The sequence below is a fragment of the Paenarthrobacter sp. GQ52 genome (assembly GCF_059759005.1).
On the sequence record NZ_JCAXEJ010000025.1, the window covers coordinates 1 to 26,100 of the forward strand.

Sequence of the window (26,100 nt, forward strand, 5' to 3'; positions counted from 1 at the left end):
GTGCCCAGCTCCCCCAACCATGAGGATCCGTGCAAGGCTCCTAGAATCGACCCCGTCATCGAACAGAGGGTATCGGTATCGGCATCCACGAGAAACCCGGCACGGAGCAAGCCGCTCATGGGGCGAGAAGCTGTTCTTGCGGCAATGTAGATGGCAGCGGCGGCCGCAACCGTTCCCGATCCGCTTTGTCTCTTATCAAAGCAACCAAGTTCCGTGAGAATCTGCTGGTCGTTGGCCATAGGACCACTAGACAAACCCTCCGCGGCTATCTGCAACAGAGTATCCATTTCCGCCACCGTCCTCTCCCACAGGAGCTGGGGTCCCTCCCAGTTCAGTTCCGTGTCAACTTGATGCAAAGACTCAAGCCAGTCGTTGGTTACGGAATTCATAAGGATTTCGGGAGTTCGCCAAGAGTCGTCGTCAATGATGGAATGCAGCAGCTCCCCATATTCCAATGTCGTCGACTGCGTCAAAGCAGTTCGGAGCGCCAGGGCGTGAACCGCTGCACCCAGGAGAGCTCGAGGATGCCCGTGGGTAGACAGCCCGTCACTTACCACTCGGCGGAGGAGAGTTTCCCGGGAAGCATCCGTCGTCGCGAGGACGTGGGGAGCGATACGCATTGCCACACCGTTGGCCCCCGCCGCAAAATAAGAGGCAACTTTAGTTCTCTCGCTGGCCCGAGCAGCACTCCACGGCGGCCTCCCGTCCGCCCAAGCTCTGGCGGCGCGTAGGACGGCTCCGCCACCGCCGCGCTGGTATAGCGGCCATTGCGGGAGTTCAACCCTCGTTAGCCACTCATACCAATCGGAACCCATCAATGATGAGCGCGCAACGGATAACAACAGCTGCGTGTCGTCACTGTATTGACCGGCATCCACCGGATCTCGATACCGTGCGAACTGAGTTCCCCCGTTCCTCAACCACGAACGGAAAGAAGCTCTCGGCTCCCGTTGCCGGGCAGCTTTGCCACCGACTATCTGGCTTCTATCTTCTTGTGGCCACCCAAGGGCGTCGCCGACTGCAGCGCCAAGAAACATACCTACAGCACGGTCGGAATTCAAGAAGCGGTGTGTTGGGTTCATACTAGGTCCTCAAGTGATGGTGTCCACTGGGATTCCGGGATCTCTCCCCCGGTACGTAGGGCATTGGCAAGAGACCATTTGTCGAAGAACAACGGAGCATATCGCCATCCCATCCGCCCGGGGTTCAAGCCAAAGGTATGCAGCATTACATACAACTCTCGGGCCTTCTCGGGGGTTGGTGTAACTATGGCAGACACCGCTGACAATGGAACGGCTCCAGGAATCAACACCTCGCTCTGCAGATCTGTTGGGACCGAACTTCTGTGTGCCGAAGACCTCGTGTACCCTCCGGGGCTTGATGGGTTCGCCCAGCACGCCAGAAGTCCCGTTCCGCCGTCGGCCAAGAATGACCCGGTTCCTTTAGCTGCATTGCAAGCAGAGAAAAGAGTCCCGGGCCTTTTAACCAGCTCAATATCCAACACAAAAGCCACCCAATCGGGGTAGTTCCTGAATGCGGTCTTTCCCGCGGCTATGGCTTGATAGTAGGCATTCGGATACTCGAATGAACAGCAGACATGATTATTCCTCGCATCGAGCCGCAGCTCGTCGGTGGGCGAGAATTGCTGCGGCGCGTGCTCTAGAAGATCGAGGCTGGTCCGAATCGCGTTATCCGTGAAAATCGGCATGACGTTCATTGCTGGTGCAAAATGAATAAGACGCGTCACCGGCACCTGTTCGAGCGCTTCGGCCACGGTCGGCGTCATGTAAGGTCCCTTTCGCTCCACAAACCGGCGTTCTCAGGCAGAAGTCGGGTGACTTGGCCGGTGTGCGTCAGAATAAGGCCTGCACGGGCCCTGGTTAGACTCACGTACAGCAGCTTTGCTTCACGAGAACACGCTTCCACCTCGTCGAATGCACGAAGTACATCCGGATACGGGACGGTGTCATCGTTGAGAAAGGGCATGATCACGGTATCGAACTCTAGGCCCTTGGCTGAATGATACGTGCCCAAGTACACGCCGGGAGCTTCGTCCCATCTCCCCATGGTGTCATCCAACAGCCGACACTGGAGGTTTCTCCCGATAGTCCTCACATCCGCTCGGGTACGTACCAATATCCCCACTGTTTGGTCCTTCCCAAGCTCCGTCGCAATACCACGAACGGCCGCCGATTCCGCCCTGATGTCCGGGTACCGCGACAATGCCGGCGGAGGACCTGCCGCGGTGGGCTGTCTTGGTTCAACCAGGTCTACGTCCCCAGAGTTCATGTAGCTTGATCGAGCCATGGCAATGGCGACCCTGGCAACCGCGGCCGTGTTGCGATAATTATCAACAAAGCGTTCAACCTGGCGCCCGCCAAGCGTGATTCCGGAGCTCCGCCACGAGAGCCCTTGGCCATATATGGCCTGGTGATAGTCACCGAAGAACGTCAGCGAACCTCCGGGCAGCACCGCCGCCGTCAGTGACCGAATAGCTTCCGGCGAAAGGTCTTGACCTTCGTCGATGATTACGTGCCGATAGCGCCGCTCACTGGTATCCTCCGCGAGACTCCTTCGAACACTCGAGGCCAAGTCGTACCAGTCATAGTGTTTACCCGCGGCAGTTCTGCGACGGACATACTCTAGCCGAACGGCCCATACGAACGCGCGCGGCTGACCCGATTGCAGAGGAGTTTGTCGCCCAACTCGGGCAATTCTTTGGTAGTCCCCCTCCGTCTCGAGGCCCATCCCGCTGATCCAATGCAGTTCGTCAATGAACCAGTCTGCGTGCCGAGAGGCGACCGAACCTGGATCCATGGAACGCAGCGCCCAGTCCGTTGTCACAACGGCCAAGGCTGATTCAACGAATTCGCGGACGGCGCCGGGGCCTGCAATTGCGTTAGGTGGCATAAGCCCCCTGTTGGCGAGGTAGCCTCGAGCGAAACGCGCGTAGGTTTCAATGGTTATGTGGTTCCGAGCCTCCTGGCCGAGGAAGCGGAGGTACTGGACCAAGGTGTTATTAAAGGTGACGACCAAGACAGGCCCATTGTTCTGTGTCGCGGGGCGGGCAAGGTGCATGGCACGAAGCATGGCCATGGTCGACTTGCCGGTGCCCGCCGTTCCCAACACGACGTTGTGTCGGTCCGAGGCCAAATGGATGACGTGTGACTGCTTTCCTCGTGGAGTCGGTAGCGGGGTCACGCCTCTCCTCCTTTGTCCAGCAGCAAGTCTTTTTCGACAGCCAGTTGCCCGACAGTTCTACGTGTCGGCGGTCCCAGGTTTTCTTGCATGGAAAAACCCACCTTTAGGCACCTCCCCGTCGCACATCCATGAGTGCCACAACGGGGGCCAGAGGCAACCCAACGCCGGAGCATGCATCACCGAACTGGCGATCCATCGGAGCACGAGATACTACTTGTCGAAACAGCTCGACTGGCACGCGACTCTGGCTGATGAGCTCCAGCTCCGATATACCTGCCTCGTCGAGTATTTCGACGGCACGTGGAAGCATGGATGGCTGTTCAACACTGTTAACCAGCCCCGGTTCGCTTCGCCTCCACCCACGCGCTGAAACGGTCATCATAGCGTTCCTGTATGACACATCGCTCAGTTCACCCAAGCGACGAGCCCGAAACAGAATCGCCTGCATACTCACGCCGAAACGCTCCTTCAGCTGGCCGATCGATGTCCAGACTGACCTGCTCATGGATGTGGGTAGCGACTCCCGGATGTCAGCTTCAGGCATAAGGAATTCCGAGGCGAACCGGTTTGCCTGCTCCTCAACCGTTCGCCCCCCCGGCTCGGCGTCTTGATGCATAACCAGATGGCCAAGCTCGTGTGCAACATCAAAGCGTTGCCTGTAGTAGTCCTGTTTTAGCGGGTTGAGAACGACTACTGGCCTGCCAGTACCTTCGAAAGAATAAGCATCGACTGAGACGGCGCCGGGTGGGCTGAAGACTGCTATGACTCCGTGGTTTTCTATCAGTCGAACTAGATGCCCGACCGGTCCTGCAGCAAGTCCCCATTGCTGTCGCACGAACCGGGCGGCGTCCTCAGGTCCGATGCCGTCTGCGTCATCCTGCGAGACCGGAAAATATGGAAGGGCGATTTCCGGAAATTCAACGTGCCGTTCCATGGCAGCCGCAACATCAACGGCTAGCTGTCCATATGCCGTGGCTTGATCGCGGTCGATCTGCGTCGTGGAGCGGAGCGACCGGAAATGAGGGGTGGCTTCCAGCGCTAGTTGTTCACGGCCGGCCATGAAGAAACCCGGGTCCACTCCTAGGGACAGCGCCAACTCACCGACCGTCGCAGGCGAAGGGCGCTTGGTTTCAGCTTCCCATCCGGACACTGCCGTCGCACTTTTTCCGAGAAGTTGGGCGAGATCGCTCTTGCGCATCCCGGCCAGTTGGCGGGCAAGCCGTAAGCGGTGCCCGGAGAATAATGCAGCCGCATCTGCAGCTGTAACACTAATTGCCACTGCGCGTAGTCCGCCCGTTCGCTTCTTCAGAAACTGTACGCCGGAGACGCACTGGGGCATCTTCCGTCGTCGCGTCAGGTGGTGGCGTGGTGGGCTGTTCAAATCGACGTCCACCGGCGCTTGGGGGCATCTCATCGAGATCCTGGCGCCAGTGCCACGCGTTGCCACCATCGATATTCAGGCGGGGGCTTCCGATGATGAGCTCCGATTTTTGGCTCACCGCGTCCAGCGTATGAGCCACAACGAAAGTTTCGAGATCCAAATATTCCCCAGTAAATGGAAGGAGCAATTCACGATCAAGAAGGTCCGTGTCGTCGAAAAGGGACGGGTGACTATCCCAGTGGTGTTGCTTGGCGACGCGCTGCTTGGTTTCACTCTTTTCACCCCAAGGCAAGCTGTCCGTTTTACCGAAATCACAGGACGTCATGAGGATCCGGACGTCCTCATGCCTCCATCCAGGACTCCCATTCAGGGCGGCTGGTTGCACCAAGCCAGGACTCAATCTGGGCATGGTTGCAATGTCTTTGTCCGGGAGCTCTGCGAACAATGCCGCCAAGCCGCTGTTCGGCTCAGCACCCGCCGGGACGTGGTACTTTCCGCAGGAAAAGACCCGGTCCAGCCGATCGCGAAACAAGGTGTGACGCATGATCCCAAGCAGGGTGGCGTCGTGCCCGGCGTCTTCTGAGTAGTCGGCGAGCGTCCGACTCAGGGCCGAGTCATACGCCCACCTAATGGCGTCCAATATGCCAGCCTCTTGAAGGCGCCCAATGATCATGTTTTTCTCGGTCACGGAAACAGACTACATCACGGGCCAGTAAAGCATGTGTCAGACGCAACCAGCGGCGCGTCGCCGAGTCAACCGGCCGCGAGCGAATCGTGGCGTGGGCCGGCTTCCTCCCGCCTGTCGACTTCGACCTGGAGAATCTGGTCCAGCCCCATCGAGAATGTCACCTAGAGTTAGCTGCCAGGCGGTCAGCTTCTAGTCGATGGTCCAGGTATCCGTTTAAGCGGTGCCCGTTCCTGCCGCTCTGGAATCTGGACAGCTTTTGAGCATGTTGCCTCAATACCAATGACCACGGCCGAGAGTTTGCTCTGCGAGATCCGTACTGGGTAAACGCCCCAAATAGCAGGCAACGACCATCCCTGAGGTCCCAGAACACTGCACTGCCCTCGACGACACGGCGGCGGCGTGCCACAAGGCGTATAGGAGGGCCCAACACCGACTTTGGTGCCGTGCCCCTGTCAAAGCTCGTTCGATCTGTGCGGTCATCTTCTGTGGCGCCAGCAAACTCAGATTCGCAGACGCCGGCAAACTCTCAGAACTGCTGCAGGCGCACAACTTGACCGCTGGAGAACTGTCCGACTATCTGGCCTCTGCGCCCACACAATCAAGACCCTCCATCGGCTGGCTTGGAACCGGACGTGTCGTTCGCGCCGGGCGCTACCTCCCAGGCCCCTCTGAGAGGCGGTCGCAGGAAACGGGCCGAAGTTAGGAGGGCGCCGTCGCAGCCGGCGCGCTAAAGTTCATCCATGGTGGAGAGTCAGAAGACTGGACGTGAGATTGTTTTCTACTTCCCCGTGCAAGGACTACAAATCTCGTCGGCGATCAAGATCGGAGCTGGCTCATTCATCCCCGGTGACGGCGGGTCACACACAATTCACCCGTTAGATCCACGCCTCGAGAAATCATCGCATGAGCGCCAGCGCCACAGGAAAATCCTGCAGGACATTAAGGACAACTCCTACTATGAAGTTTCCGCCAACTCACGCGATGAAGCCCTGTCCCTGACCGACAAGGCGATCCATCTGTTGCGACTTTACTATCATTACCAAGGCCGATCGAGTGCCGTTCATGCAGCGTTCGGGCTCCCGGGACAGGCCTCGACAGCCAACACCAGGTTTCTGCAACGCGAGGCAGAACACGTGACGCCCGCCTGGCACAGGGAGGGTCATGTCTTGGGCGTTGAGATACCGGAAAAGACACTAGAGGAGTTTCGCTCCTCGAAGGAATTCACCTTTGCCTCGGATGCCGTAGCCAGCCTGATTCCGACTGAAGGGGCCGAAAGCAAAGCCGTCGTTGGAATTGAGCTCATGTCCCAGGCTCTGATCGGGCTCAACCATAGCGTGAACGTGATGCACTGGGTCCAAGCCCTGGAAGCCATGATCACAGACCGCACGCCGAGTGCACAGACCTTCCACTTCGTACGACGCGGGGCCTTCTTCGGGTGCGGTCGGCATGCTGGCTCCCTCTGCGGACGTCACCGTGACGCCTGCACGGCACTGAAGCAGGACCCGAAGGAGAATCGCCAGCGATCGATCCTAAGGAACCTCGTGAAAGGGACTAACACGACAGAAGGGCTGTGTTCGGAATGGCGCCAGCTCATCGACTGGTACGACGCACGATCCGACTACGCCCACGGTGGACTCTTGAGAGACCCATCGACGGGAGTCGCCCGCGATGCAGCAAAGCTGGATTTGCGCATGAGGGCATGGATCTTACCTGGTGCCCGTCCTGAGTTGGCTGAGCGAACACAGAATCCATCCAGTCGCCGACCATGACCAAGCCCTCGCCTCCATTGCCGAAGCCCTCGGACCCCAATGATCCGCCGGCCCTCCCGACAGCTCCATGCGAACAAGAGGAGCGCCTTGCTGGAAAGCATGTACATCATCAAACCGGAAGCCATGAAGCGTGCCGACGAAATACGCGAAATCATCGCTTCTCAGCTAACGGTCCTCGCTTGTCGGCGCCTCATATTACCGGCGGAAGCACTAGCCCAAATATATCCCACTTTGGATCCCGGCCTAATGAAAGTCACTTTGCAAGTTTTTAGAGAGCCAGTGGAGGTTGGACTTGTCGGCGGCGAAAACACGGTACAAACCCTTGTCAGCATTTCAGGGAAGCACACCGATCCGCTCCAATGCGGTCGGGACAGCATTCGATACAAGTATGGACGAAGGAAGCCTCTCTTTAGGGAGGGCGTCACCTATTTCCGCAACGCAATCCATCGACCCTTGGACTCAGAGGAAGCAAGATTACATGCGGCGATTGCAAGGAGACTCCTTTTCTAGCGGACAGCCCTTGCTCTAAATAGTTTTATAATTGTTAATCGTGATATATATTAAGATTAATGAAAATTGAATATGAAGCTAGATTTCTTGATGTAGACAAGTTCGCGCTCATTAGGCGTCTTCGTCGATTAGGCGCCAAGGACTTTAAAGAACATCTCATTTCCGAGACCATTTTCTATGATGTTGAGAATGAGTGGCCGTCACAGGGTCGATTCGTAAGAATCCGCAAAATTGGAGGAAAGAGTCAGGTTACGTACAAAGAAGTCCGCTCCCAATCTCTGGATGGAGCAAGCGAGGTCGAACTGGAGATTGCGGACGCAGAAGCCGCCGAAGAACTCCTGACCAAGCTCGGCCTGGTTGCCTTCCGTAGGCAGGAAAAGCTTCGCTACACACTCGCGCTGGGCTCCGTGAGAGTGGATATCGATACCTGGCCGGGAGTCCCTCCATATGCCGAGGTAGAAGGGCTCTCTGGAACTGACGTCCGGCGTGTTGCCGCGGCCTGCGGCTTGGACTGGAACTGCGCCGTCTTTGAGGATGCCAGGGCTCTCCTCACCAACCACTACGGCATTCCGCTAGCATCGATGACCGAATACGTCTTTGACGCGCAGCCAGGAAATGCCGCCTAGCTTCATCGATTTCCGTCTAACGCCCAAGATTGTTGAGGATGGCCTGCTGGAGCGCATAGGTGAAGCTCGCAAGTGGAGGCTCCGTCAACAGTTCGCCTGCTCCCCCAAGGCCCAAGACCTTGGCTGGTATGCACAGTTCGTCAATTACAGTTTGCGCCCGGCTCACGGATAGGCTCATGATCGGACCGGCGGAGCATACGGTCCTCTGGGCCGAAGGGCACTCCGAATAGTTGCACTCACGAGTGGAAAACCGCTGGACGGAAGCGATACTTGGCTTTCCGAGCATATGCGTAATGGCACAGGAAGCCTTGAAGTACACGGGGGTGCCCGGAAAGTGCGTACGCGCCGACTCTAAGATCGCCTCTGCTAAGTCTTGGGGCAAGTCCTTACCATTGGCCTCCGGGGTCCCAACAGTCGACGGAGCCGGTAAGCCTCGGATTTGTGTAACGCTATTATCGATGCCCTCGCTCCATCGAAGACCGCCAGGAACGATCGCACTCAATGAGTCCCCGCATATACGGCGAACCTCACGCATCATCGTGTCGATTTTCTCAGGTGACGCCCCCCAGTCCGTTGAGAGTGGCCGCATGTACCAACTAGTCCAGACACCGGCCTCGACCGCATCCCAATAGTTGAGAAACCGGTCATTCTGAACTGGCTCAATCGCCTTAGGATTGTCCGCCCAACAGAGAGAAATCATCAAACCGCGTGTTTTCTCCACGAGTCTTTGGAGACGGCCTCGATACCCTGCTGGCACCCCGCGCTTCGTTACGATCCAGAACGGGTTCGCGTATCCTCTACGCACAAATGACTCCATGATCTCAAACGTGCTGGCTATCACCTGACCTGGGGAGAATGGCTCCGTACTCGCCGTCCCTATGCTCACGACCGTTTCGTCAGCAACGAAGAAGGGGTGTTGCACAAGGGCATCAATGATCTCCTCGACTGAAAATCTGGAGCGCGGCCGCAGATCTCTCGGCATCAGCCCGTCTTCACCCAGATCCTGGCTGCTCCCTTGCACGTGACAGTACACGCATTGCCATTTACAGCCGACCCAAAGGTCAATGGAGAGCGAACTGTTCGCCACGCTGACGCACGACAGCGGATGCTCGTGGTCAGGCATCAAAACACCGAACGTGTATTGGGTAGTTCGGAAGGAACGGCCGGTTCGCGGGTTTATGCGAAGTGTTGTGGGTTCACGGTTAGCTTCTGCTACCAAGCTCCAGGGCTTCACTGCGGCACCTCCAGGTCCATGCGTTCGCCAAGCGTAGCCAATCCATGAGGGGCAAGGAAGTAGCCCGGTCGACCACCCCCCCAACTATTTCAGGCGCGAGCGGCCGCGGGGGGAGATCGAAGAGGTGCGGGCCACGGTCATTTAGGGAATCGATGGCCTCCCCAACCCGCCAGATCCACACCCCGTCCAGATTCGTTTGGTCAGTCTGTGCGTAGTGATTGAACGACGCTGACCAGGTCGGTGCCGAGGGCTTCGGCGATGCGGGCGGTTTCAATAACGTCGAGGCGGCGTTCCCCGCTCTCGTACTTACTAATGAAGGACTGCTGCACCCCCAGGACCTGGGCCAGGTCCACTTGGCGGATCCCCGCGTCCAGGCGAAGACGCCGCAGGAGTTCACGGAACTCGCGTTATTCCTCGCTGTAGATGGACGACACCACACTAGTCGATCCCCCAATCCCCAAATATCCCAAGATCGGATATTGTTCGTGGAGGGCGATCCGCCCCGGATCAACACCCGCACCACACCAGAACAAGACCCCAGGCGGAGATGGAACGGATGAGCGGCGGCGACGGTTTACGCAGGGGGTTAATGACCCCCTGACCCAAAAGAGACGGGGGCGGCACCCTGGCACACCACCGGGCCCTCCCCTGCCTCCACACCCATCGCCTTCCACCGCCAGGTCATGCCAAGGCCCAGGATTTCGGGCTTCACAAAAGCAGGCGTTTGTCCCATAATCAAACGCAGCCCATGCCCGAGGATCCCCTGCACCGCATCTACCGCCTCAAAGTCACCATCGTGGCCCTCACTTCAGCAGGCCTCGGCATCGCACTCCAAGTCCTCGCCGCCCACAGCCAAGACCTGCCCGCCCTCGCCTGGACCGGGTTCCTGCCCCTGTCAGAAATCGGCGGAACAGTCTTCGCCGCCGGGCTCTTCGGCATCGCCTGGGACTACTTCGACGGCCAAGACAAAGAAACCCGAGAAAACCAACGCATACAACGCCTCCTCACCGAATCCGCCCCCAGCTTCCGCGACGCCGTCGTCCGCGGCTTCGCCGTCAACAGCGAGGACCTCCAACGCGTCGCCACCCCCGAACTGCTCGACAGCATCGCCGGCAACGTCCTCGCCCTCAGACTCGGCGACCGCGCCTTCGCCGAAGACATCTACACCGACATCCGCGACCAAGCCATCCGCGCCCCGGAACGCTGGCACGACGTCAACATCACCATCCACCTGACCCCCGCCAACGAAAAAACCGGCGAAACTCCCCGGTTCATCGTCACCGTGAAATGGGACTACACCGTCACCCCCAGCCACGAACTCCAACGCTTCGCCTGCGTCAACAACCACGACGAATTCCGCGAACTCATCAGCGACATACCCTCAACCGCAACCTGGTACATGGTCCCTCGCCCCGGATTCAACGCCGCCAAAAAAGACGCCTTCGAACTCGTCCAATTCACCATCGACGGCACCGAACGACCCATCCGCCGCACCGAACGCAAAACCGGACAAACCTACACCGTCAACCTCGGCCACGACCGGATCACAGAAGGAAAACCAGTACGAATCTCCTACACCTACAAAACCATCACCCCCACAAACGGCCACCTCCTCCACTTCGACATCGACCAACCCACCAAAGGACTCACCATCACCCTGGACTACAGCAACACCACCATCACCCACCTCAGCGTCCTAGACCTCATCGCCAGCACAAAACACGCCCGCATCCAACGCACCCCGATCTCCGTACCCGGCAAATCCGTCACCCTCACCTTCGACGGCTGGGCCTTCCCCCGCACCGGCATCGCATTTGTATGGACACAAGAACCAGAGCAAACCGGACCTCGGTAAGTCAGAACGCCTGATAGTCATCACCCGGGGAGCGGCTTGGTTGCGGGACAGGTCATAGAAGTGTCGATGATTGTGGGCGGCGATCTAGCGTGGGTATACCGGCTCCCTCTGGGATCTACGATGCGTCAAATAGCCCTCCGAACGCGCCACCGTTTATCGTCAAAGCCACAGCCCTGGGGTCATCTCAGAAGGGGTAATAGAACCGAAGTTGCTGTGAGTGACGGGCTACCTCGGGAGTCGATGGTCGGGGCCTCAGTGGATCCTGAGGATTTCCGGATAGGCACGCGTTCCTGTGCTGCGGTCATGTTGACGGATCAATTCGAGGACAAAAGTACGGAATTCTGGGTCGATATCTGCCTGGCCGAGCGCCCGGAGGGAGTTTCGCGCATCCCTATAGTTGCGTTCGGCAATGACAGCCGTAATGACCTCCGCGATCTCGAGGTCAAGCCTGACGCACATTTCGACTAGGGTCGACATCAAGCCACTGGCACAATCCACCGATACTTGGACCGCGTTGCGCAGTTCGCGTCTCCAAAGGACTGGCGTCATCCCGAAGAACTCTCCGCTCGCGACTGCCTCTAAGTAATCGACTAGGTACTGACCTGATTGATGCGGAGCCTTCTGGCCCAAGTGCTGAAGGTAGTGGCAGACGACAACGAATGTCATGCCTGTGACATGGATCCCAGGTTGTCCGACTTCGTAAAGGCCCAGTGTCTTAATCATCGACCAGAGCTCGCTCGTGACTTCGGCGCGGGTGCAGAGAATCCGCAGGGAAGCCTCCGCCGACGCGACGGCAACGGCTAGGTCAACGTCCCGGTCCGGATTCTTGATGATGGGAATTTCGTCATCCTGCCGAACGAGGATGAACTGGTGAAGGTAGCCAAGGTAGGCAGCCACTTCATCTGAAGGGGTTTGCTGCCACAGATTCTTGATGAGCGCTGCGTGGATCTTCGCGTCCGTGACCGACTCGAGGGCAGCTCGCAGGTCGGGCCATGGGAGCGTTCCTTCAACCTTGGCCATCAGGGAAGAAAGTAATGTCGCGCCTTTGTGTGCGCTCGTCGTGCCCCCTTGAAGAAGCGTACGAGAGAAGTCCAGCAGCTTCGTGGCGTGCCTGGCCAGGCGCGTGCCATGGCGGTCGGTCGAAATGATGAGCTTATTGAGATCCGCTATTCTGTGCGTTTGCTGAGCGATCTCGAGGACATGGTCAAAAACCTCTTCGCTGGCAGGCATGTGCATGGCCTGTGTGGAGAATAGCGCGGCAATTTGTGCCGAATTCAATTTCTGTGGGTCGTGGCTGATCTGTTCGAGGAGTCGGCGAGCTGACGGCATGCCGTGGTCAGCGGCACTGGGGGCGATCCGTAAGAGCCGGTCATCTGCCGTCCAGTCCCTGAACCCAAGGTGAGCTGGCAGGACTCGGTTGAGGAGTCCGTCCGGGAGTTGGGAACCCGACAGCAGTTCGAGGAGTAACGCCTGTCTCTGGGTGACCATATTTTTCTGGGCAGAGTAGCCAATGGTCGCCAGAGATTCTCTGACGGTGGTCTCGAACACTTTTGAAAGAAGCGAGTCAGAGTCAAGGATCTGGCGGAGCACGATTCCGCCGACTATCTCGCGCACGCGCGGATTAGTTGCGTTGAGAAGCGCCTCGATGGTGGTCCGGGTACGCGCCTCGTCGGTGAGTGTGGCCGCGAAAGTCCCGAGACCGCACAAGTTGACGACATCTTGGATTGTTTCCGCGCGGGTACTGGTGACGTTCGCGAGAAAATTCGACCAAGCTGGTGAATCTTCCCAGGTGGCTGACCGCTGCCACTCTGCCGAGGCAATCCGCCCGAGCTTGACTGCGGCGGTGTGGTCAGAAGGTTTCGGCGGGCCCAGGGTCCTCATAACTTCGCTGAGAAGAAGATCATCTCCAATGTCCGGCCACTGCTCTGCCAGGAAGTCAAGCTCAATCGGGGCATTGCTGTCGGCGGCGGCAATCATGGTGAGAACCAGTGACCGTACCAGCGAGGGCGCGTTATCCGAAACTGCCTTTAGGAGTCTGAGAAGGCTTTCTCTTAGCGGCTTGGAGCCAGGTTCGTTCCGGATAAGCTCCGCTATTTTCAGGGAACCGAGGGCGTGCACTACAACTCCTGGTGCACGAAGGGCGACCCGGGAAAACGCGTCAAGCAGGATCACCCGGGTGTGAGCCGTTCTGGCGGCCTGCCACAGAAGCAAAAGTTGACTAATGATTTGACCGGCACTCTTCCCAGCGACCGACGGAAGAATCCAGGCTGATCGTTCCAACGCCGCGTCCCCGACCCGACGCAGCATATCTTCCGGCTCTTCCAAGAAGCTGCGGTGGTGCGCCCACGCAACGAGACCAATCGCCTGAATGCCCTCGTGGTCGTGCGCGGCCAAGGTCGTTACCGCGGCCCTGGCCGCGTCCTCAAAGACCGGGTTCTGGCCAGCGAGGATCAGAGTCTGCTCGAGTACCGAGCCCACGAACAGGTCACCGTCATGCCCAACGGTACGCGCGGTGAGGGATTCAATGACAGCAGGCTTGATCGTTGCCAGTAGCCCTTTGGCGGCGGCAAATTCGAACATTACCTGATGGAAGAATGCCCGTGAGTTCCCCACCGCTACCAGCACACCTCGCTCGATGAGGATGTCAAGGCCTTCGCTCACGCCCGAGGACCCGCCGGCCGCCGCGCTGGTCATCTTTTGTTGCGGCGTTCCTGGTAGTTCAGGAAGCCCGGATGCGAGGAGCCCGATGGCAGCATGTCCAGCCAGGGTACTGAGATCGGTGTTGGTGTTGGTTCGAAGCAAACTCTCGGCCTCGGTGCGCGCATCGCGCACGATTCGCCGTTCCCAGTAGGCGGTCAGCAAGCCTGTGACGTCGACATCTTCGAGTTCTGGCTGGACTGGTGACGAAAGGTCGAACAGGAGCCAAAGCATCAGGGGACTGCTACAGACGTCCGCGACCGGAAGGCCACGGGCATGGGCGCTTTTGATGCGCATGGAGACATCGGCGCTAGGGGCGCCGGGACAGTAGTGGGCGACCAATGCCTCAACAGCAAGTCCGAGCTCCCGCTCGGTATAGGGCTTCAACTCATGTTCGCGGATCTGGTCATGACGTAGAAGTGCTGCTTCCTGTGGTCGGATGGCATAGACTCCGACGATGTCCGCCAAGAACAGCGCGTCCATCAGGCGAAGTAGTACCAGTCGGGAAGCTTCGTCGTGGAGCATCAGATCAGCGGTATCAACCAGCAGAACGACACTCCGCCCCGATGCCTCGGCTTCCTTCAACAGAGCCGCCATGGACTCTGGAGAGCGACTGTCCAGGTAACGAATCAGCCACGCGGCAGGCAATAAAACGGAAAACATGCTGTCTTCAGCGTCCAAGTAGCGATGCAGGGACCACATCACCGTGCTCTTCCCAGTTCCCGCCTCGCCTACCAGAACCCGAGGCCATGGGTGGCCGGGTCCGGTGACCAACCCTCTGAGCTCGGATTCAAGTTCGCGCAGGACGTGGAGATCCGAGGCGACGCGGAGATCCCGTGCGTACGCCGCCGAAACGGCCAACAGCTCACGGAGTTCCTCTGAGAGCGCCGGTTCAGTTCCGGGTCCTTCAAGAAGAATCGTCCGAAGCCGACCAGGTTGGGAAAATGCATGGGCAATGACCGCCGCGAGCGCGGCTGAGTAGGATTCCTTGCGCTGTCTGCCTCCCTTTTCGTTGGGAGCTGAACCAGCGCGTTTGGGCTTCAGAACGCGGTTCTCTTGCCATTTGGCCCAGGAGTACCGGCAAATCTGGGAATGAGTAGTTACGAGTTTGCCCTGGTGGGCCTGTTGAATTTCGGTGACGTGTCCTTGGTTTGGACCGCCGTCCAGGAAGAAGAAGCCCAAGGCACCGGCCAGGGCTGCCCGTTGTGTGATGTCGAGCGCAGGTCCGTCGGGTGGGATATCTAGGGCCAAGGTGACGGAAGCGGTGACGACGCTCTTCAGGAGCGGTTCGTCGACGTCAGGGCGGATATGTTCACGGGCCAGGGTGGCAAGGATCGGGCAGGAAGTCACGGTGAACTTGCCGGCTCTGTCCGCGAACTGTTCCAGGATCTCTGCCTGAAGTTCGCGTTGGTCCCATTCCATGGGCTCATCCTAGTGGCGGAACTCCAATGCTGCTGTTGCGGAAATTACCACGTCCGGTACAGGGGTGGGCGCAACGGTAGGTATTGCATTTTCCGCGGATCCTGTCACAACTAAGTGCGGAGATCGGTCTACCTGCAAAGGAGGACGATCATGAAAGAAATTGAACAGACAGCCAAGGACCTCTTTGGAAGGATCCTCGAATCCGCCATTTGGTCCCTCGTGGATCAGTCCCAGTGCAGAGGCATTGAGTGCGACGGACGCCAACATATCGGACGGTGCCTACGCATCGAATATCTTGGCAAGATCTGCTGGCTTGACGACTATCTGTATCTTTGGCTGCTCAGCGATGGGATTACTTGGCTAGCCGATGCTGCCCAGCAACTGCCTTGCATGGATCAATACGAGTTCTACCTGGAGCTGCGCAGACAAGCGATGCGAGCGGGAATCATGGGTGGTGGGTGCGTCACCGCTCGCGACAGTGAAATGTGCCGCGCATTGCCGTGGCATGGCTGCTCGTTTCATGGGCCAGCAATCGGGCCGATTCCCCATCCACAGTTCCAAATGCTTCAGAACGCAACCAACCTCGAGCGAGACCAGCTCCTAACGGAGTTCACATCCAGGCCTCATTGGCCGGCCTGCTGACATCCACCCTTGCCGATCTCCACACCCCGTCCGGGCCATCCGGGCGGGGTTTTACTTTTCTGCCGACCGTTCGCTCCGACACCTGGTTTCAAAATTTCCGCTCATCCGTCCGGCCGTTCCAGCGAAGCCTCCGACTGTGGTGCAGCGCGGCGTACGGCTTGCGTTCTACGCTCGCCACACCCCAACCCGCCACACACCAGACGGAGTCCGACATGCAACCCACCGCCCACATCAGCAGCAACCGAGCTCATAGCCTGGCCATCCACTCAGGTGGCCAGATCGTCCGCCACATCCAGGTATTCGCCGTTTCACCGGACGCGGCATTGCTGAAAGGACTCGAGCAGATTGAGGACGGCGAAACCCTCACTCATCGCCCCGATTCCGATTTCGATCGCCTAAGCACCTACTTCAACGAAGCCGTGAACCTAGCGCTCGACGCCAGGCTGTCGGCTCTCTTCGAAGAACAGGTAGCTGCCGAATTTCACACAGCACCTCCTGTTTCCGGTACATAGCCCTCCCTGGCCGCGTGCTGGGGAGGGCAACAGCACCGACTCCCCAGCGCACTCCATCACCCCAGAAAGACCGACATCAAATGAAACACGGACTCGCATTTCCCGCACTGGCTACCGTAGTTCCCGCGTCCATTCTCGCCCTCATGGGCTGCTCCGAAGCGATGATCCCCGGAGACCTGGGCACCGACCAAAAAATCCTTGCAACCTGTCCCACAACATCACCGACAGCTGTAGTCAGCATCGACGTCAGCGGCACTGATCGAATGCAGAAACTCCCGGAAACCTACGCCGCCGCCACCCAAGACCTTGCCCGGCGGACCGCCGTCTGCGGGGGGCACCTGTCCGTGGTCGCGTTTTCAGCCAGCAGCACCGCCACGGCCAGATTGTTCGACGGGGATCTGCAAATGCCTGGCAGCACCGATAACGCCAGGCTCCGTCACGTCCACCAAGCCGTCGAGGAGACCATGAAAGCCATCGAGGACGCCTACGCCACCAAAATTGGCTCGCTCACTCCGGGCGGTACCGACATCATCGCCCAGTACCGGCTGGCCGCCGAGGGCCAGCGGCAACTCGGCAGCGACCATCCGCTGAATCTGATGATCCTGACGGACGGCTTTCAGAATGCCGGACTCGTCCTTGGCGACCGCGACATCTCAGACGCCGAGGCCAAGACCCTTGCCGGCGACATCGATGTACCGGCACTGCCCGGAGCCACTATCACCGTGGCCGGAATCGGCAAGACCAACGACCAGACGGTCGTGGCTACCGACGTCGTCAACGGAATGAAAGCCTTCTACGACGCCGTTTGCCAACGCGCGGGGGCTGCCAAATGCATCAATGTCACCGATTACACCCCGGCCGTGGGATGAGCTCGATGCCACTCAGAATCCCACGAGCAATCCGCGGGGAGCGAAGTCATCCCCGGGTAGCCGATTCCGAGGTCGTGATGGCCCACCCCTCCGGCATGGTCAATCTACAACGCGTCGATGAAGCCGTGGCCGTCCAAACACCGGCCACCATCGCCGACGGTACCTGGATGGAACAAGGCTTCGATGCCCTCGCATCTGAGCAGCTTTCTCTGTGGCCTGCCGAAGGCAAAGTTTCCCAGCGTCCAAAGGCGGCGGCTGCAGAAAGTCTGCAAGAGGCCGCCAAGGCCGAAATGTCGTTGCTGGAACACGGCAGAAGCCTGGTCTCCTCAGCAAAGGAGAACTTTGACCATTGCCGCAAGACTCTCCAACCCTGGGTGCAGCGTGGACCACATGCCAAGGTCCGTTACTGGACCGGGTGGGCAGTACTCGGACTCGGCGACGCCGCCGGAGTGGCAGGCGCTGCCATCCTCCTTGGCGAGGAGATGTGGATAGCTGCGGGACTGGCCTGCGCTACCGGGGTCGCCGCGGTAACCGCCGGCCTGGTCGGAAACGATCTGAAGGAGCTTCGTCTGGCCCGGCAGCGGCGGCGAGACCCGGAAGAACTGACCGAGGACGAGAAACGCTATTCGCGGTTCTTCCGTGGCGCACCGAACGACGGGAAGGAACTCAAGATCGTCGCCATGCTTGCCGGAGCGGTGGTTTGCTTGCTCGTCCTAGGCGTAGGTGCCCTCAGGGGCAGCATCGAAGGACTCCTTGCAGGAATGGTCTTCGGTGGTCTCGCCGCGGCGACCGCTCTTGCCTCCGTGATCAACAGCTACGCCTACGCCGACGAGGTCGCCGATCTCATCGGCGTCTCCGACAAAAACTACCGGCGGGAACAGAAGGCCCTGCGCAAGACGGCCCGGGCCAAACCGCTGCGCCTCCACGCAGTCTTCACGGAGGAAGCAATTTCCATTGAGGAAGAGCACCAGCACCGCGCCCAAGCGGCCGCCGCCCACATTCGGGTTTTGAAATTCCATTCACTGACTGCCAACCCCGGCGTGGTCGGCCACGGACCAGGGCGACGACCGGCACCAGTAAATACCTCCACGGATGATACGGACAAGCCCGCCGAACCGGTCTCCCGTCACCGCCGCCGCACCACACCAGCGACGGAGACCGGTCAGTGATCTACCAACCATTACTAACCAGCACACTCCAGTCGTCGGCGACCCTCGCCGTCGGGCCCCAGCCACGTCGACACAACCACCATCAGAGGATTCGGCTTGGCTACCCCGGCCGCTGCCCTTCCGGCCCAACCCTGGTCATCGTCATCACCGAAGAGTCGGGAAGTCTGGCCGGGCCGGCCGGGAACGACCCGATCAGCAACCGCTACGCCGAAGCACGCCAGGCCGTCACGGCTCTCGCCAGACACTGCAAGTGCAGGCGCTGTCTCGCTGCCGTCGTCCATTTCGACACCCCGACCTCAGGCTGTGTTGACGCGACACCGCTCACCCGAAATGGACGTCGCAAGATCCTGAACGGCTTGGCAGCGCCGTCGGATGCAGCCGGATCGAGCTACCTCACTCCCGGCCTGGAAGCCGCCGAGGCCATCGCCGCTCAGCACCCGGACCACGAGGTGGCGCTCATCATCCTGACCGACTGGGAGTTGTTCGACCAAAACCTTGCACCGCTATTGCTGCGGCTGACGACGTTCGATGGCTTGGTCTTCGCTGTCGGCCTACGAAATTCGCCGCCAGACTCCTTGGCCGCGCCGAACATCACGAGCCTCACTATCCGGCGGGACTCCGCATCAGGCAGTCTCGCCCGGGCTGTTTTCGAGGGCCTCACAGTACACCGTGAAGGACGACAGATCGACACCACCGAGCCGCCCTAGATCAAGCATCGTTGTGAATTCCACATCACACGAAACGCCGCCAACCTAACGGTCCCAGATGGGCATTCCGTCGAAGCAGCGGCCTGTCTGATCGCCCGTCCAGTCGCTGCAGCGACAAGGCGATCAGACGGTTTACGAAATCACCTGCCTGGTCTTAAGTACCACCAGAGCATCCGCCAGCACGACGTCGAATCTCCAGCTAAACGTCACGACCTGAGGTTGCTGCGCCCAAAACAGCTCCCGAAAGGAGGCAACCCATGAAGAACGAGAGACTCCAGCACTCAATTGACCCACCAGGCGAACACCACGAGTCCGCCACCTGCATCGTCGGCCCGTTACGGACAACCTTTTCCGATCCGGGAACCGCGAAATTGAAAATCACCACCACCGAAAGGACCCAATCATGAACATCACCACGAGCGTCGGCCAACGCTACACCTGTATCCTGGCCGACCCACCCTGGGACATCGACCAGAAAGGCCAGCTCGGCGCCCAACGTCATTACGAACTGATGACCTTGGAGCGAATCAAAGCCATGCCGGTGTCCGATCTAGCAGCCGATGATGCTTGGTGCTTCCTATGGGTCACCAACGGAACCCTCCGCGCCGGATACGACGTACTCGAAGCCTGGGGATTCACCCCGAGGGTGCCGTTCACCTGGATCAAACCAAAATTCGGACTAGGAAACTACCTCCGAAATGCCTCCGAACACCTGCTCATTGGTACGCGAGGTCGAGTGAAGCCCAACTTCCGCAGCCAGCCGACATGGATGTTCGCCCCCGTCCAGGACCACTCACACAAACCGGAGGAATTCTACGCACCGATTGAACGCCTCTGCGACGGACCCAGACTGGAATTATTCGCCCGTCGCTACCAGCCAGGTTGGGATGCCTGGGGCAATGAGATCGACAGCCAGATCAGCATTTCGGGGTACCCGGTGTCATCTGATTTGGATCAGCAGACCGTGCCGGACGAAGAAGGTGCCAGCCATGGCGGATAAGCCACCGCCGAGGAGCCCGTTGCGCTGGCTGTTCGACGCCAGCCTCCTGCTGCTCGGCGCGGCGCTGGCAATCAACTGGGCTATGGGACTCATCTCACAAGTCTGGATCGGGGTCGTCATCGCCCTGGCAAGCACTGCTGTCATTGCCGGGCTGATCATTTGGTGGCGAGTCTGGCGCCGCCGCTGGTGACCAAAGCCCCAGATATAGCGGAAAAGAAAACAGAACCACTAAATAACCGCATGAAATTCCAGAGCCGTAATCCATCAATTGATCCCTGTAAAAGCAAATTGCCAAGGCGTCAAGTCGGTGTTGTGAAATACACAAACTCTCTTGACCCATTGAATTGACTGGAATATAACAAGCACCAGTAAGGCGGAATCAAATTCTTCTACACGAAAGGAGGATGACGCACATGGGAAAGCAAGGACGAAAACGAGGCCCAAAGCCGGAAAAGCATCTCCGGGTGCGGAGCATACGACAGGATCCACCCAACCTGGATCGCTTGACCACCACCCTCATCGACATGGCTATGCGGCAAGCCGCTGCCGAGCAGGAGGCCCAAGCGGAACGGGAAGCACGGTTGGAGGCAAGCAATGACTAGCCGGGACGCATCGGCCTTAGTCTGGCGAGAACTTCATTGGCCCCGCCCCTTGGAGTACGAAGCAGTTGTCACCATGGTCCGCCATCTGGCGTCGAGCCGTCAGCAGGGAACGATGGTCTGGGAGGCTCGCGGACAGCATGGTCTGGTTCGGCACCTCATGGCGACCAACCCGGAACAGTCCCGCCGGTTCGCCCACCTCCTTCGCCAGCTCCTCCCTGGGGTTTCCTTCACCACCCCGGCAGCCAGAACTGCGGTGACCCGGGTCGGCAGCCTGCGTTGGAGTCCATCTGCGCTGGCGTCGGCGGTCGAGGACCCCGAAGCAATCAGTCGCTCACTTTTTGCCGCACTGACGGCTGCCCGCATCGGCGATGATCAGGTTGTCCTTCAGATGGTCATCGGTGCCGGTCACAGCCCGGAATTTGCCAATGACGCCACCGACCCGCTCGCGCCGTGGTGGAGAGTCCTCGCCAGCGGGACGGGAAGGCCGACAGCCAGTGTCCGGGCGAGTCTGGCGAGCAAGGCAGGCCAGCATTCGATTGAGGCTGTGGTGCGGATTGGCGTCGCCGGGGAAACGTCGGCCAAACGGCAAGCGCTGGCCCTTGGCGTGCTTCAGGCCATCGGCACCATGGAAGGTCCGGGGATCCGCGCCACTATGGCGGTGGAACGAGGCGAAAAGTTCAATCAGGCTCGATCCCCACAGCTGCACTGGCCGCTGCGGCTTAGTGTTCATGAAGCCTCGGCCCTGATGGTGCCGCCCTTGGGCGACGGTGACCTCCCCGGGCTTCGTCCGCTCCACCCCCGACAGTTGGCCGCGTCGCCGGTGGTCAGCGCGACTGAGAGGGTCTTCGCGTTCTCCAATGCGCCGGGCAAGCCCCGACATATGGGGATCGGACCGATCGACGCTCTGCGACACGCTGTCTATATCGGCCCTACCGGAAGCGGCAAGTCGACCGCCCTGCTCAACACGGTTATCGCCGATATGTTCGCTGGACGCTCTGTATGCGTCATCGACCCGAAGCTCGAGCTCGTGGACGACGTCCTCGCCCGAGTGCCGGAAAGCCGCTGGGACGACGTCGTCGTCCTGGACGCCAGTGACGAGCACCCGGTTGGCTTCAACCCGTTGGCCAGTTCGGGCCGGAACGCCGAAGTAGTCGTCGATGGAATCTTGATGGCTATCAAGGACATCTTCGAGGGCATAGGTCCGCGCAGCCAAGACATCCTGCACGCCTCCCTCATCACCCTGGTGCGCGCCGGCGGGCGCACCCTGGCCGACATTCCCCGGCTGCTCAGCGACCCGTCCTACCGGCGGCCACTGACAGCAGCCCAAGCCAGCGATCCCGTCCTAGCTGGATTCTGGGCTTGGTATGACGGCCTCAAGCCGGAGGCCCAGGCGTCAACCACCGCACCACTGCTAAACAAACTCAGAGTGTTCCTCCTGCGACCGCAACTGCGCCGCGTCCTGTCCCAGGTCGAGCCGAGATTCAGCGTCAACGACCTGTTCACGAAGTGCAGAATCCTTCTGGTACCCCTCAACAAGGGCATCGTCGGGGCCGAGTCCGCGTCGCTTCTGGGATCGCTACTGGTGGCCGAGCTCTGGCAATGCATCCTTGCCCGGGCCGCAGTACCAGCCAACCAACGCGCGCCCGTCATCATCACAGTCGATGAGGTGCAGGACTACCTGAAAATCGGAGATCTGGCGGGCGCCCTTGCCCAGTCCCGCTCCCTCGGGGTGGGCTGGCAGTTGGCCCACCAATACCGCAAGCAGCTACCACCCTCAATGGTCTCTGCTATCGACAACAACGCCCGCAGCAAGGTGGCCTTCGCCCTGGAAATCGACGATGCCAAGGCCATGGCCACGATGGCACCGAGCCTGGAACCCATCGATTTCCAGTCCTTAGGCAAATACGAGGTCTATTGCAACCTGGTCGCAGGAGGCCAACCATCCGGATGGGCTTCAGCCAAGACATTGCCACCGCCGATCAAAATCAGTGACCCGGCCGCCCTGCGCGGACGCAGCCGGAAACGCTACGGCCCCACCGAACCGGACAAGCCGCCGCCAGTCTCCAAAGACACGTCCGCCCCATCTGCAAGTCCCTTAAGAGCAATGCCAGCCGCATCCACGGTTGGCAGGAAAAGGAGGAACCCCAAATGAACGAAACCAGCGCCACAACCAACACACCGGCCAGCGCCAACAGAAGTGCAGACCATCCGGTCGCCCGTCCGGTCGCTGCTGCGACGAACGTAATGACTTCGCCAGAACACGCCCCCGATGCGAACTCACAGCTAGGGACTGATCCTCCCGTTGGGAGGACACAGCCAGCCGCGGCCCCGCGGCTCAGCCCTCAGCTGCGCCGCCACATCCTGTCCCAGCTGAGTGACCGTGATCGAGGCATCCTGCTCGGCTTGGCCGCCCACCGCTACCTGACGACCATCCAGATCCAGCGCCTCTACTTCCACGGTCACAAAAGCCAGCTGGCGGCCGCTCGGTCCACGAGCCGGGTCCTTGGCCGCCTCCACGAGCATCAGCTCATCATGCGGATGCAGCGACGGGTCGGCGGATTTGCCGGCGGCTCCCGCGCCTTCGTCTGGGGTGTCACTGATACCGGAGAGAAGGCCATCGCCGACCTCAAAGGTGTCCCGGGGAAGCGCCGCCGCTACGACCACCCCTCGACCCACCATCTCGATCACATCCTGGCGATCACCGATGCCCGACTGGAGCTGATCGAGGCCGATCGGACAGGGGCCTTCAACATCATGAGAACCGAAATGGAACCGGACTGCTGGCGCCCGTATCTGAACCGCCACGGTCAGCCTGCCCACATCAAACCCGACCTCTACGTCGTCACGCAAACACCGGAATTTGAGGACCATTGGATGATCGAGGTCGACCGCGACACCGAGCATCTACCTGCTGTCATCCGCAAGTGCCGCGCCGTCCAGCTCTACCACGACCGAGGCATTGAACAACAGCGCCAAGGAGTCTTTCCCCTCACGGTCTGGGTTGTCCCCGACGCAGCACGCCGCAGCAAAATCGAGGCGGCCATCGACGAAGAGCCAAACCTGAGCAACGAATTGTTCCGAGTCGTTGAAATTGAGGGACTCGCCCCGCTAGTGGCAGCAGGAGGCGAAACAACAACACCCAACAAGGAAGGAGAGAAGTGATGGAAAAAACAAAGGACCTACCCGAACGGCGCTCGAGCCCAGAACGCGGCGGCTATTCCGAGGACATCCCGTGGATCTACGTGACTTCACTTGCCGACCTCACCGCCAATATCCGCCACTCTGCCTGGATCCGCGCTGACCAGGCACCTGACAAGATGCAGGACCAGCTAGACGCCTTCCTTGCGGCCTCACCCGCCGCCCGGTCCGGCAGTCCGGAAGCACCCGGCTGGTTCATCGAAGACACCCTCGGCTTCTACGGCCACGGCCCCTCCTTGGATACCGACATCGCCCATATCACCAACATAGGCCAAGGTATCGACCTCCACGGCGAACCCTTCGCCGCCTACGCCAGGGCACACGCCGGCGGTGAACAGGGCGAGAATCTATTGTCCGAATTCGAAGAATTCTACATTGCCTCGTTCCCGGACTCCGAGACGTGCATCGACGAGTTCCTTGACTCCATGGGATGGAGCCAAGCGCTGAGCGCATTCAAAGCTGAGCAGGGAATCGACTGCCCACTGGAATTTGATCGATCTTGTATCTGGGAGCGCTACAAAGAAGCTTGGGAAGTCATTGAAAACAGAAACGGCACGGTCCATGTGTTCAACACGTAGTTATCCACAGACAACCGTCAGGGACGTCGGGGGTGGAAAGAAGCCCCATGGCCGCACCTGAATTCGACCGTTCCCTTCAGGGCGAAGAAGAGTTATTGTCAGAGACGCCTAATCGGAGACTCCATATGAATTCACTCGCCCCCAGCGCCTACACTGCAGCTGACGATCCAGTCAATGACCTCGTCGACATCCCGGATTCGGATTCTTTGAGCTTTACTAACATCACCGACGAGGCTCCCGCCGGAACCCGCGCCGTCCTGTACCTCCGAGTGTCTTCCAAAGGCCAGGTAAACACCGACTACGACCCCGAAGGCATCTCCATCCCCGCACAACGCGAATCCTGCCTCCGCAAAGTCGAACAAATGGGCCTGAACGTCGTCACCGAGTACATCGAGCCCGGGCGCAGCGGCACCGAAATGAGCAAGCGCGTCGCCTTCCAGGAAATGCTCCGGCGGGTCAGGGCCGATCGGGACGTCGACTACGTCGTTGTCTACAAACTCTCCCGCTTTGCGCGCAACCGCACTGACGATGCCCTTGTTATGGCCGACCTAAGGAAACGCGGCGTCACCCTGATCAGCGCCACCGAAAGCATCGACGCCAGCCCCGTCGGCCAACTGATGCACGGGCTGCTGGCTGCTTTCAACGAGTACCGCTCCGCCGAAGACGGCGCCGATATCAAATACAAGATGGCACAAAAAGCAAAAAAGGGCGGCACCATCGGCCGCGCCCCTATCGGGTATCTCAACGTCCGCGAGTATTTCGAAGGCCGCGAAATACGAACCGTGGTCATAGACGAAGTACGCGGTCCTCTCATCACCCAAGCCTTTGAGCTCTACGCCACCGGCAACTACACCTTCGCCGACCTTTCCGAAGCCATGGAGGACCGCGGCCTCACGACCAAACCAAGCGCCAAGCGCCCCTCGAAAGCCATTACCCCAACCCACTTCTCGCGGCTACTGCGCGACCGTTACTACTGTGGCGTCATCAGCCTCAACGGTGCCGAACACCCTGGTCGCCACGAGCGCCTTGTCTCCGACGACCTCTTCCATCAAGTCCAGCAACTGCTGGACAGCCGAGGCAATTCCGGGGAACGGCGCCGCGTCCACGAGCACTACCTCAAAGGCACCCTCTACTGCGACAACTGCCACAAACGAGGCATCGTCCACCGCATGGTCATCCAGCGCTCGATCGGAAGACACGGTAACGAGTACTTCTACTTTTTCTGCGTCGGCCGGACAGTCAAGGACTGCACATCGGGATACATAAGCACCGCCCGTCTCGAAGACGCCATGATCGGCGAATACCGCAAGTTGACGTTCACGGAAGACTTCATCCAGCTCGCCGAACAGCGCATCCGCGAAGCCCTCAAGGAAAAGGAAGCCGCCAACCACCTCCTCCGCCAGCAACTCACCTCAACGCTGCAGGAATGCGATTCCAAGG

23 protein-coding genes and 2 pseudogenes are annotated in these 26,100 nt (G+C 59.6%); 17 read left to right on the forward strand and 8 right to left on the reverse strand.

The genetic code is table 11. The features are described 5' to 3' along the window. From AC6CH8_RS21225 to AC6CH8_RS21245, 5 genes are all read right to left on the reverse strand, one after another. A partial coding sequence (locus AC6CH8_RS21225) for an ADP-ribosylglycohydrolase family protein (protein ID WP_498192239.1) occupies positions 1–1,082 on the reverse strand: 1,082 nt, incomplete at its 3' end. Next, complete coding sequence (locus AC6CH8_RS21230; RefSeq protein WP_498192240.1) at positions 1,079–1,786, reverse strand: DarT ssDNA thymidine ADP-ribosyltransferase family protein; 708 nt, start codon at positions 1,784–1,786, stop codon at positions 1,079–1,081. The genes AC6CH8_RS21225 and AC6CH8_RS21230, both read right to left, overlap by 4 nt. After that, on the reverse strand, positions 1,783–3,201 hold the full coding sequence (locus tag AC6CH8_RS21235; protein WP_498192241.1) for a 3'-5' exonuclease: 1,419 nt from the start codon (positions 3,199–3,201) through the stop codon (positions 1,783–1,785). The genes AC6CH8_RS21230 and AC6CH8_RS21235 overlap by 4 nt, the downstream gene beginning before the upstream one ends. A gap of 103 nt (positions 3,202–3,304) precedes the next feature. Continuing rightward, positions 3,305–4,480 carry a helix-turn-helix domain-containing protein gene (locus AC6CH8_RS21240; RefSeq protein ID WP_498192242.1) on the reverse strand — a complete coding sequence of 392 codons (1,176 nt, stop codon included), beginning with the start codon at positions 4,478–4,480 and terminating at the stop codon, positions 3,305–3,307. After that, entirely contained in the window at positions 4,470–5,270 is an 801-nt protein-coding gene (locus AC6CH8_RS21245; protein ID WP_498192243.1) for a hypothetical protein, read from the reverse strand. The genes AC6CH8_RS21240 and AC6CH8_RS21245 overlap by 11 nt, the downstream gene beginning before the upstream one ends. A gap of 740 nt (positions 5,271–6,010) precedes the next feature. Here AC6CH8_RS21245 and AC6CH8_RS21250 point away from each other — a divergent pair. The 3 genes from AC6CH8_RS21250 (at position 6,011) to AC6CH8_RS21260 (ending at position 8,175) form a co-directional block, all read left to right on the forward strand. Continuing rightward, on the forward strand, positions 6,011–7,039 hold the full coding sequence (locus AC6CH8_RS21250; protein WP_498192244.1) for a hypothetical protein: 1,029 nt from the start codon (positions 6,011–6,013) through the stop codon (positions 7,037–7,039). A 99-nt stretch (positions 7,040–7,138) separates the two neighbouring features. Continuing rightward, a complete protein-coding gene (locus tag AC6CH8_RS21255; protein WP_498192279.1) occupies positions 7,139–7,549 on the forward strand; it encodes a nucleoside-diphosphate kinase in 411 nt (136 codons plus the stop codon). Between the two features lie 59 nt (positions 7,550–7,608). Next, entirely contained in the window at positions 7,609–8,175 is a 567-nt protein-coding gene (locus AC6CH8_RS21260) for a CYTH domain-containing protein (protein WP_498192245.1), read from the forward strand. 1,434 nt (positions 8,176–9,609) lie between these two features. Here AC6CH8_RS21260 and AC6CH8_RS21265 read toward each other — a convergent pair. Continuing rightward, positions 9,610–9,801, reverse strand: a pseudogene (locus tag AC6CH8_RS21265) (helix-turn-helix domain-containing protein); the annotation flags it as partial. A 356-nt stretch (positions 9,802–10,157) separates the two neighbouring features. On the opposite strand from AC6CH8_RS21265, the gene AC6CH8_RS21270 reads away from it, so the two are divergent. Further along, entirely contained in the window at positions 10,158–11,264 is a 1,107-nt protein-coding gene (locus AC6CH8_RS21270; protein WP_498192246.1) for a hypothetical protein, read from the forward strand. Positions 11,265–11,516: 252 nt separating this feature from the next. Here the strand turns inward: AC6CH8_RS21270 and AC6CH8_RS21275 are convergent, their stop codons facing one another. After that, entirely contained in the window at positions 11,517–14,642 is a 3,126-nt protein-coding gene (locus AC6CH8_RS21275) for an NACHT domain-containing protein (protein ID WP_498192247.1), read from the reverse strand. 411 nt (positions 14,643–15,053) lie between these two features. On the opposite strand from AC6CH8_RS21275, the gene AC6CH8_RS21280 reads away from it, so the two are divergent. The 13 genes and pseudogenes from AC6CH8_RS21280 to AC6CH8_RS21340 all read left to right on the forward strand — a co-directional run. Beyond that, on the forward strand, positions 15,054–15,206 hold the full coding sequence (locus AC6CH8_RS21280; protein ID WP_498192248.1) for a hypothetical protein: 153 nt from the start codon (positions 15,054–15,056) through the stop codon (positions 15,204–15,206). 327 nt (positions 15,207–15,533) lie between these two features. Further along, the gene (locus tag AC6CH8_RS21285) at positions 15,534–16,025 is read left to right on the forward strand and encodes a hypothetical protein (RefSeq protein ID WP_498192249.1); all 492 of its coding nucleotides are present in this window, start codon (positions 15,534–15,536) and stop codon (positions 16,023–16,025) included. Positions 16,026–16,237: 212 nt separating this feature from the next. Further along, on the forward strand, positions 16,238–16,537 hold the full coding sequence (locus AC6CH8_RS21290; RefSeq protein ID WP_498192250.1) for a hypothetical protein: 300 nt from the start codon (positions 16,238–16,240) through the stop codon (positions 16,535–16,537). A gap of 80 nt (positions 16,538–16,617) precedes the next feature. Next, a complete protein-coding gene (locus tag AC6CH8_RS21295) occupies positions 16,618–17,406 on the forward strand; it encodes a hypothetical protein (RefSeq protein WP_498192251.1) in 789 nt (262 codons plus the stop codon). Between the two features lie 5 nt (positions 17,407–17,411). After that, positions 17,412–18,575, forward strand: coding sequence for a hypothetical protein (locus AC6CH8_RS21300; RefSeq protein ID WP_498192252.1), 1,164 nt, complete (start codon positions 17,412–17,414; stop codon positions 18,573–18,575). Next, on the forward strand, positions 18,572–19,282 hold the full coding sequence (locus AC6CH8_RS21305; RefSeq protein ID WP_498192253.1) for a hypothetical protein: 711 nt from the start codon (positions 18,572–18,574) through the stop codon (positions 19,280–19,282). The genes AC6CH8_RS21300 and AC6CH8_RS21305 overlap by 4 nt, the downstream gene beginning before the upstream one ends. Before the next feature lie 257 nt (positions 19,283–19,539). Beyond that, positions 19,540–19,689 carry a hypothetical protein gene (locus AC6CH8_RS21310; protein WP_498192254.1) on the forward strand — a complete coding sequence of 50 codons (150 nt, stop codon included), beginning with the start codon at positions 19,540–19,542 and terminating at the stop codon, positions 19,687–19,689. Then, positions 19,686–20,282, forward strand: coding sequence for an MT-A70 family methyltransferase (locus AC6CH8_RS21315; RefSeq protein ID WP_498192255.1), 597 nt, complete (start codon positions 19,686–19,688; stop codon positions 20,280–20,282). The genes AC6CH8_RS21310 and AC6CH8_RS21315 overlap by 4 nt, the downstream gene beginning before the upstream one ends. Beyond that, a complete protein-coding gene (locus AC6CH8_RS21320) occupies positions 20,272–20,472 on the forward strand; it encodes a hypothetical protein (RefSeq protein WP_498192256.1) in 201 nt (66 codons plus the stop codon). The genes AC6CH8_RS21315 and AC6CH8_RS21320 overlap by 11 nt, the downstream gene beginning before the upstream one ends. A 404-nt stretch (positions 20,473–20,876) precedes the next feature. Further along, a complete protein-coding gene (locus AC6CH8_RS21325) occupies positions 20,877–23,036 on the forward strand; it encodes a type IV secretory system conjugative DNA transfer family protein (RefSeq protein WP_498192257.1) in 2,160 nt (719 codons plus the stop codon). Next, a complete protein-coding gene (locus AC6CH8_RS21330; protein ID WP_498192258.1) occupies positions 23,033–24,046 on the forward strand; it encodes a replication-relaxation family protein in 1,014 nt (337 codons plus the stop codon). The genes AC6CH8_RS21325 and AC6CH8_RS21330 overlap by 4 nt, the downstream gene beginning before the upstream one ends. Beyond that, a complete protein-coding gene (locus tag AC6CH8_RS21335; RefSeq protein WP_498192259.1) occupies positions 24,046–24,660 on the forward strand; it encodes an antirestriction protein ArdA in 615 nt (204 codons plus the stop codon). The genes AC6CH8_RS21330 and AC6CH8_RS21335 overlap by 1 nt, the downstream gene beginning before the upstream one ends. 125 nt (positions 24,661–24,785) lie before the next feature. Further along, positions 24,786–25,676 (forward strand): annotated as a pseudogene (locus AC6CH8_RS21340) (recombinase family protein); the annotation flags it as partial. On the opposite strand, the gene AC6CH8_RS21345 reads toward AC6CH8_RS21340, so the two are convergent. Then, complete coding sequence (locus AC6CH8_RS21345) at positions 25,614–26,066, reverse strand: hypothetical protein (protein WP_498192260.1); 453 nt, start codon at positions 26,064–26,066, stop codon at positions 25,614–25,616. The pseudogene AC6CH8_RS21340 and the gene AC6CH8_RS21345 overlap by 63 nt on opposite strands. Positions 26,067–26,100: the final 34 nt, after the last annotated feature.

What these genes read in the sequence shown, in the direction of transcription:
- AC6CH8_RS21320 (WP_498192256.1), top strand. Translation starts at nt 20,272, where the DNA reads ATGGCGGATAAGCCACCGCCGAGGAGCCCGTTGCGCTGGCTGTTCGAC.
- AC6CH8_RS21280 (WP_498192248.1), top strand. Translation starts at nt 15,054, where the DNA reads ATGAGTAGTTACGAGTTTGCCCTGGTGGGCCTGTTGAATTTCGGTGAC.
- AC6CH8_RS21230 (WP_498192240.1), bottom strand. Translation starts at nt 1,786, where the DNA reads ATGACGCCGACCGTGGCCGAAGCGCTCGAACAGGTGCCGGTGACGCGT.
- AC6CH8_RS21250 (WP_498192244.1), top strand. Translation starts at nt 6,011, where the DNA reads ATGGTGGAGAGTCAGAAGACTGGACGTGAGATTGTTTTCTACTTCCCC.
- AC6CH8_RS21255 (WP_498192279.1), top strand. Translation starts at nt 7,139, where the DNA reads ATGTACATCATCAAACCGGAAGCCATGAAGCGTGCCGACGAAATACGC.
- AC6CH8_RS21330 (WP_498192258.1), top strand. Translation starts at nt 23,033, where the DNA reads ATGAACGAAACCAGCGCCACAACCAACACACCGGCCAGCGCCAACAGA.
- AC6CH8_RS21260 (WP_498192245.1), top strand. Translation starts at nt 7,609, where the DNA reads ATGAAAATTGAATATGAAGCTAGATTTCTTGATGTAGACAAGTTCGCG.
- AC6CH8_RS21300 (WP_498192252.1), top strand. Translation starts at nt 17,412, where the DNA reads ATGCCACTCAGAATCCCACGAGCAATCCGCGGGGAGCGAAGTCATCCC.
- AC6CH8_RS21315 (WP_498192255.1), top strand. Translation starts at nt 19,686, where the DNA reads ATGAACATCACCACGAGCGTCGGCCAACGCTACACCTGTATCCTGGCC.
- AC6CH8_RS21270 (WP_498192246.1), top strand. Translation starts at nt 10,158, where the DNA reads ATGCCCGAGGATCCCCTGCACCGCATCTACCGCCTCAAAGTCACCATC.
- AC6CH8_RS21290 (WP_498192250.1), top strand. Translation starts at nt 16,238, where the DNA reads ATGCAACCCACCGCCCACATCAGCAGCAACCGAGCTCATAGCCTGGCC.
- AC6CH8_RS21295 (WP_498192251.1), top strand. Translation starts at nt 16,618, where the DNA reads ATGAAACACGGACTCGCATTTCCCGCACTGGCTACCGTAGTTCCCGCG.
- AC6CH8_RS21285 (WP_498192249.1), top strand. Translation starts at nt 15,534, where the DNA reads ATGAAAGAAATTGAACAGACAGCCAAGGACCTCTTTGGAAGGATCCTC.
- AC6CH8_RS21325 (WP_498192257.1), top strand. Translation starts at nt 20,877, where the DNA reads ATGACTAGCCGGGACGCATCGGCCTTAGTCTGGCGAGAACTTCATTGG.
- AC6CH8_RS21310 (WP_498192254.1), top strand. Translation starts at nt 19,540, where the DNA reads ATGAAGAACGAGAGACTCCAGCACTCAATTGACCCACCAGGCGAACAC.
- AC6CH8_RS21335 (WP_498192259.1), top strand. Translation starts at nt 24,046, where the DNA reads ATGGAAAAAACAAAGGACCTACCCGAACGGCGCTCGAGCCCAGAACGC.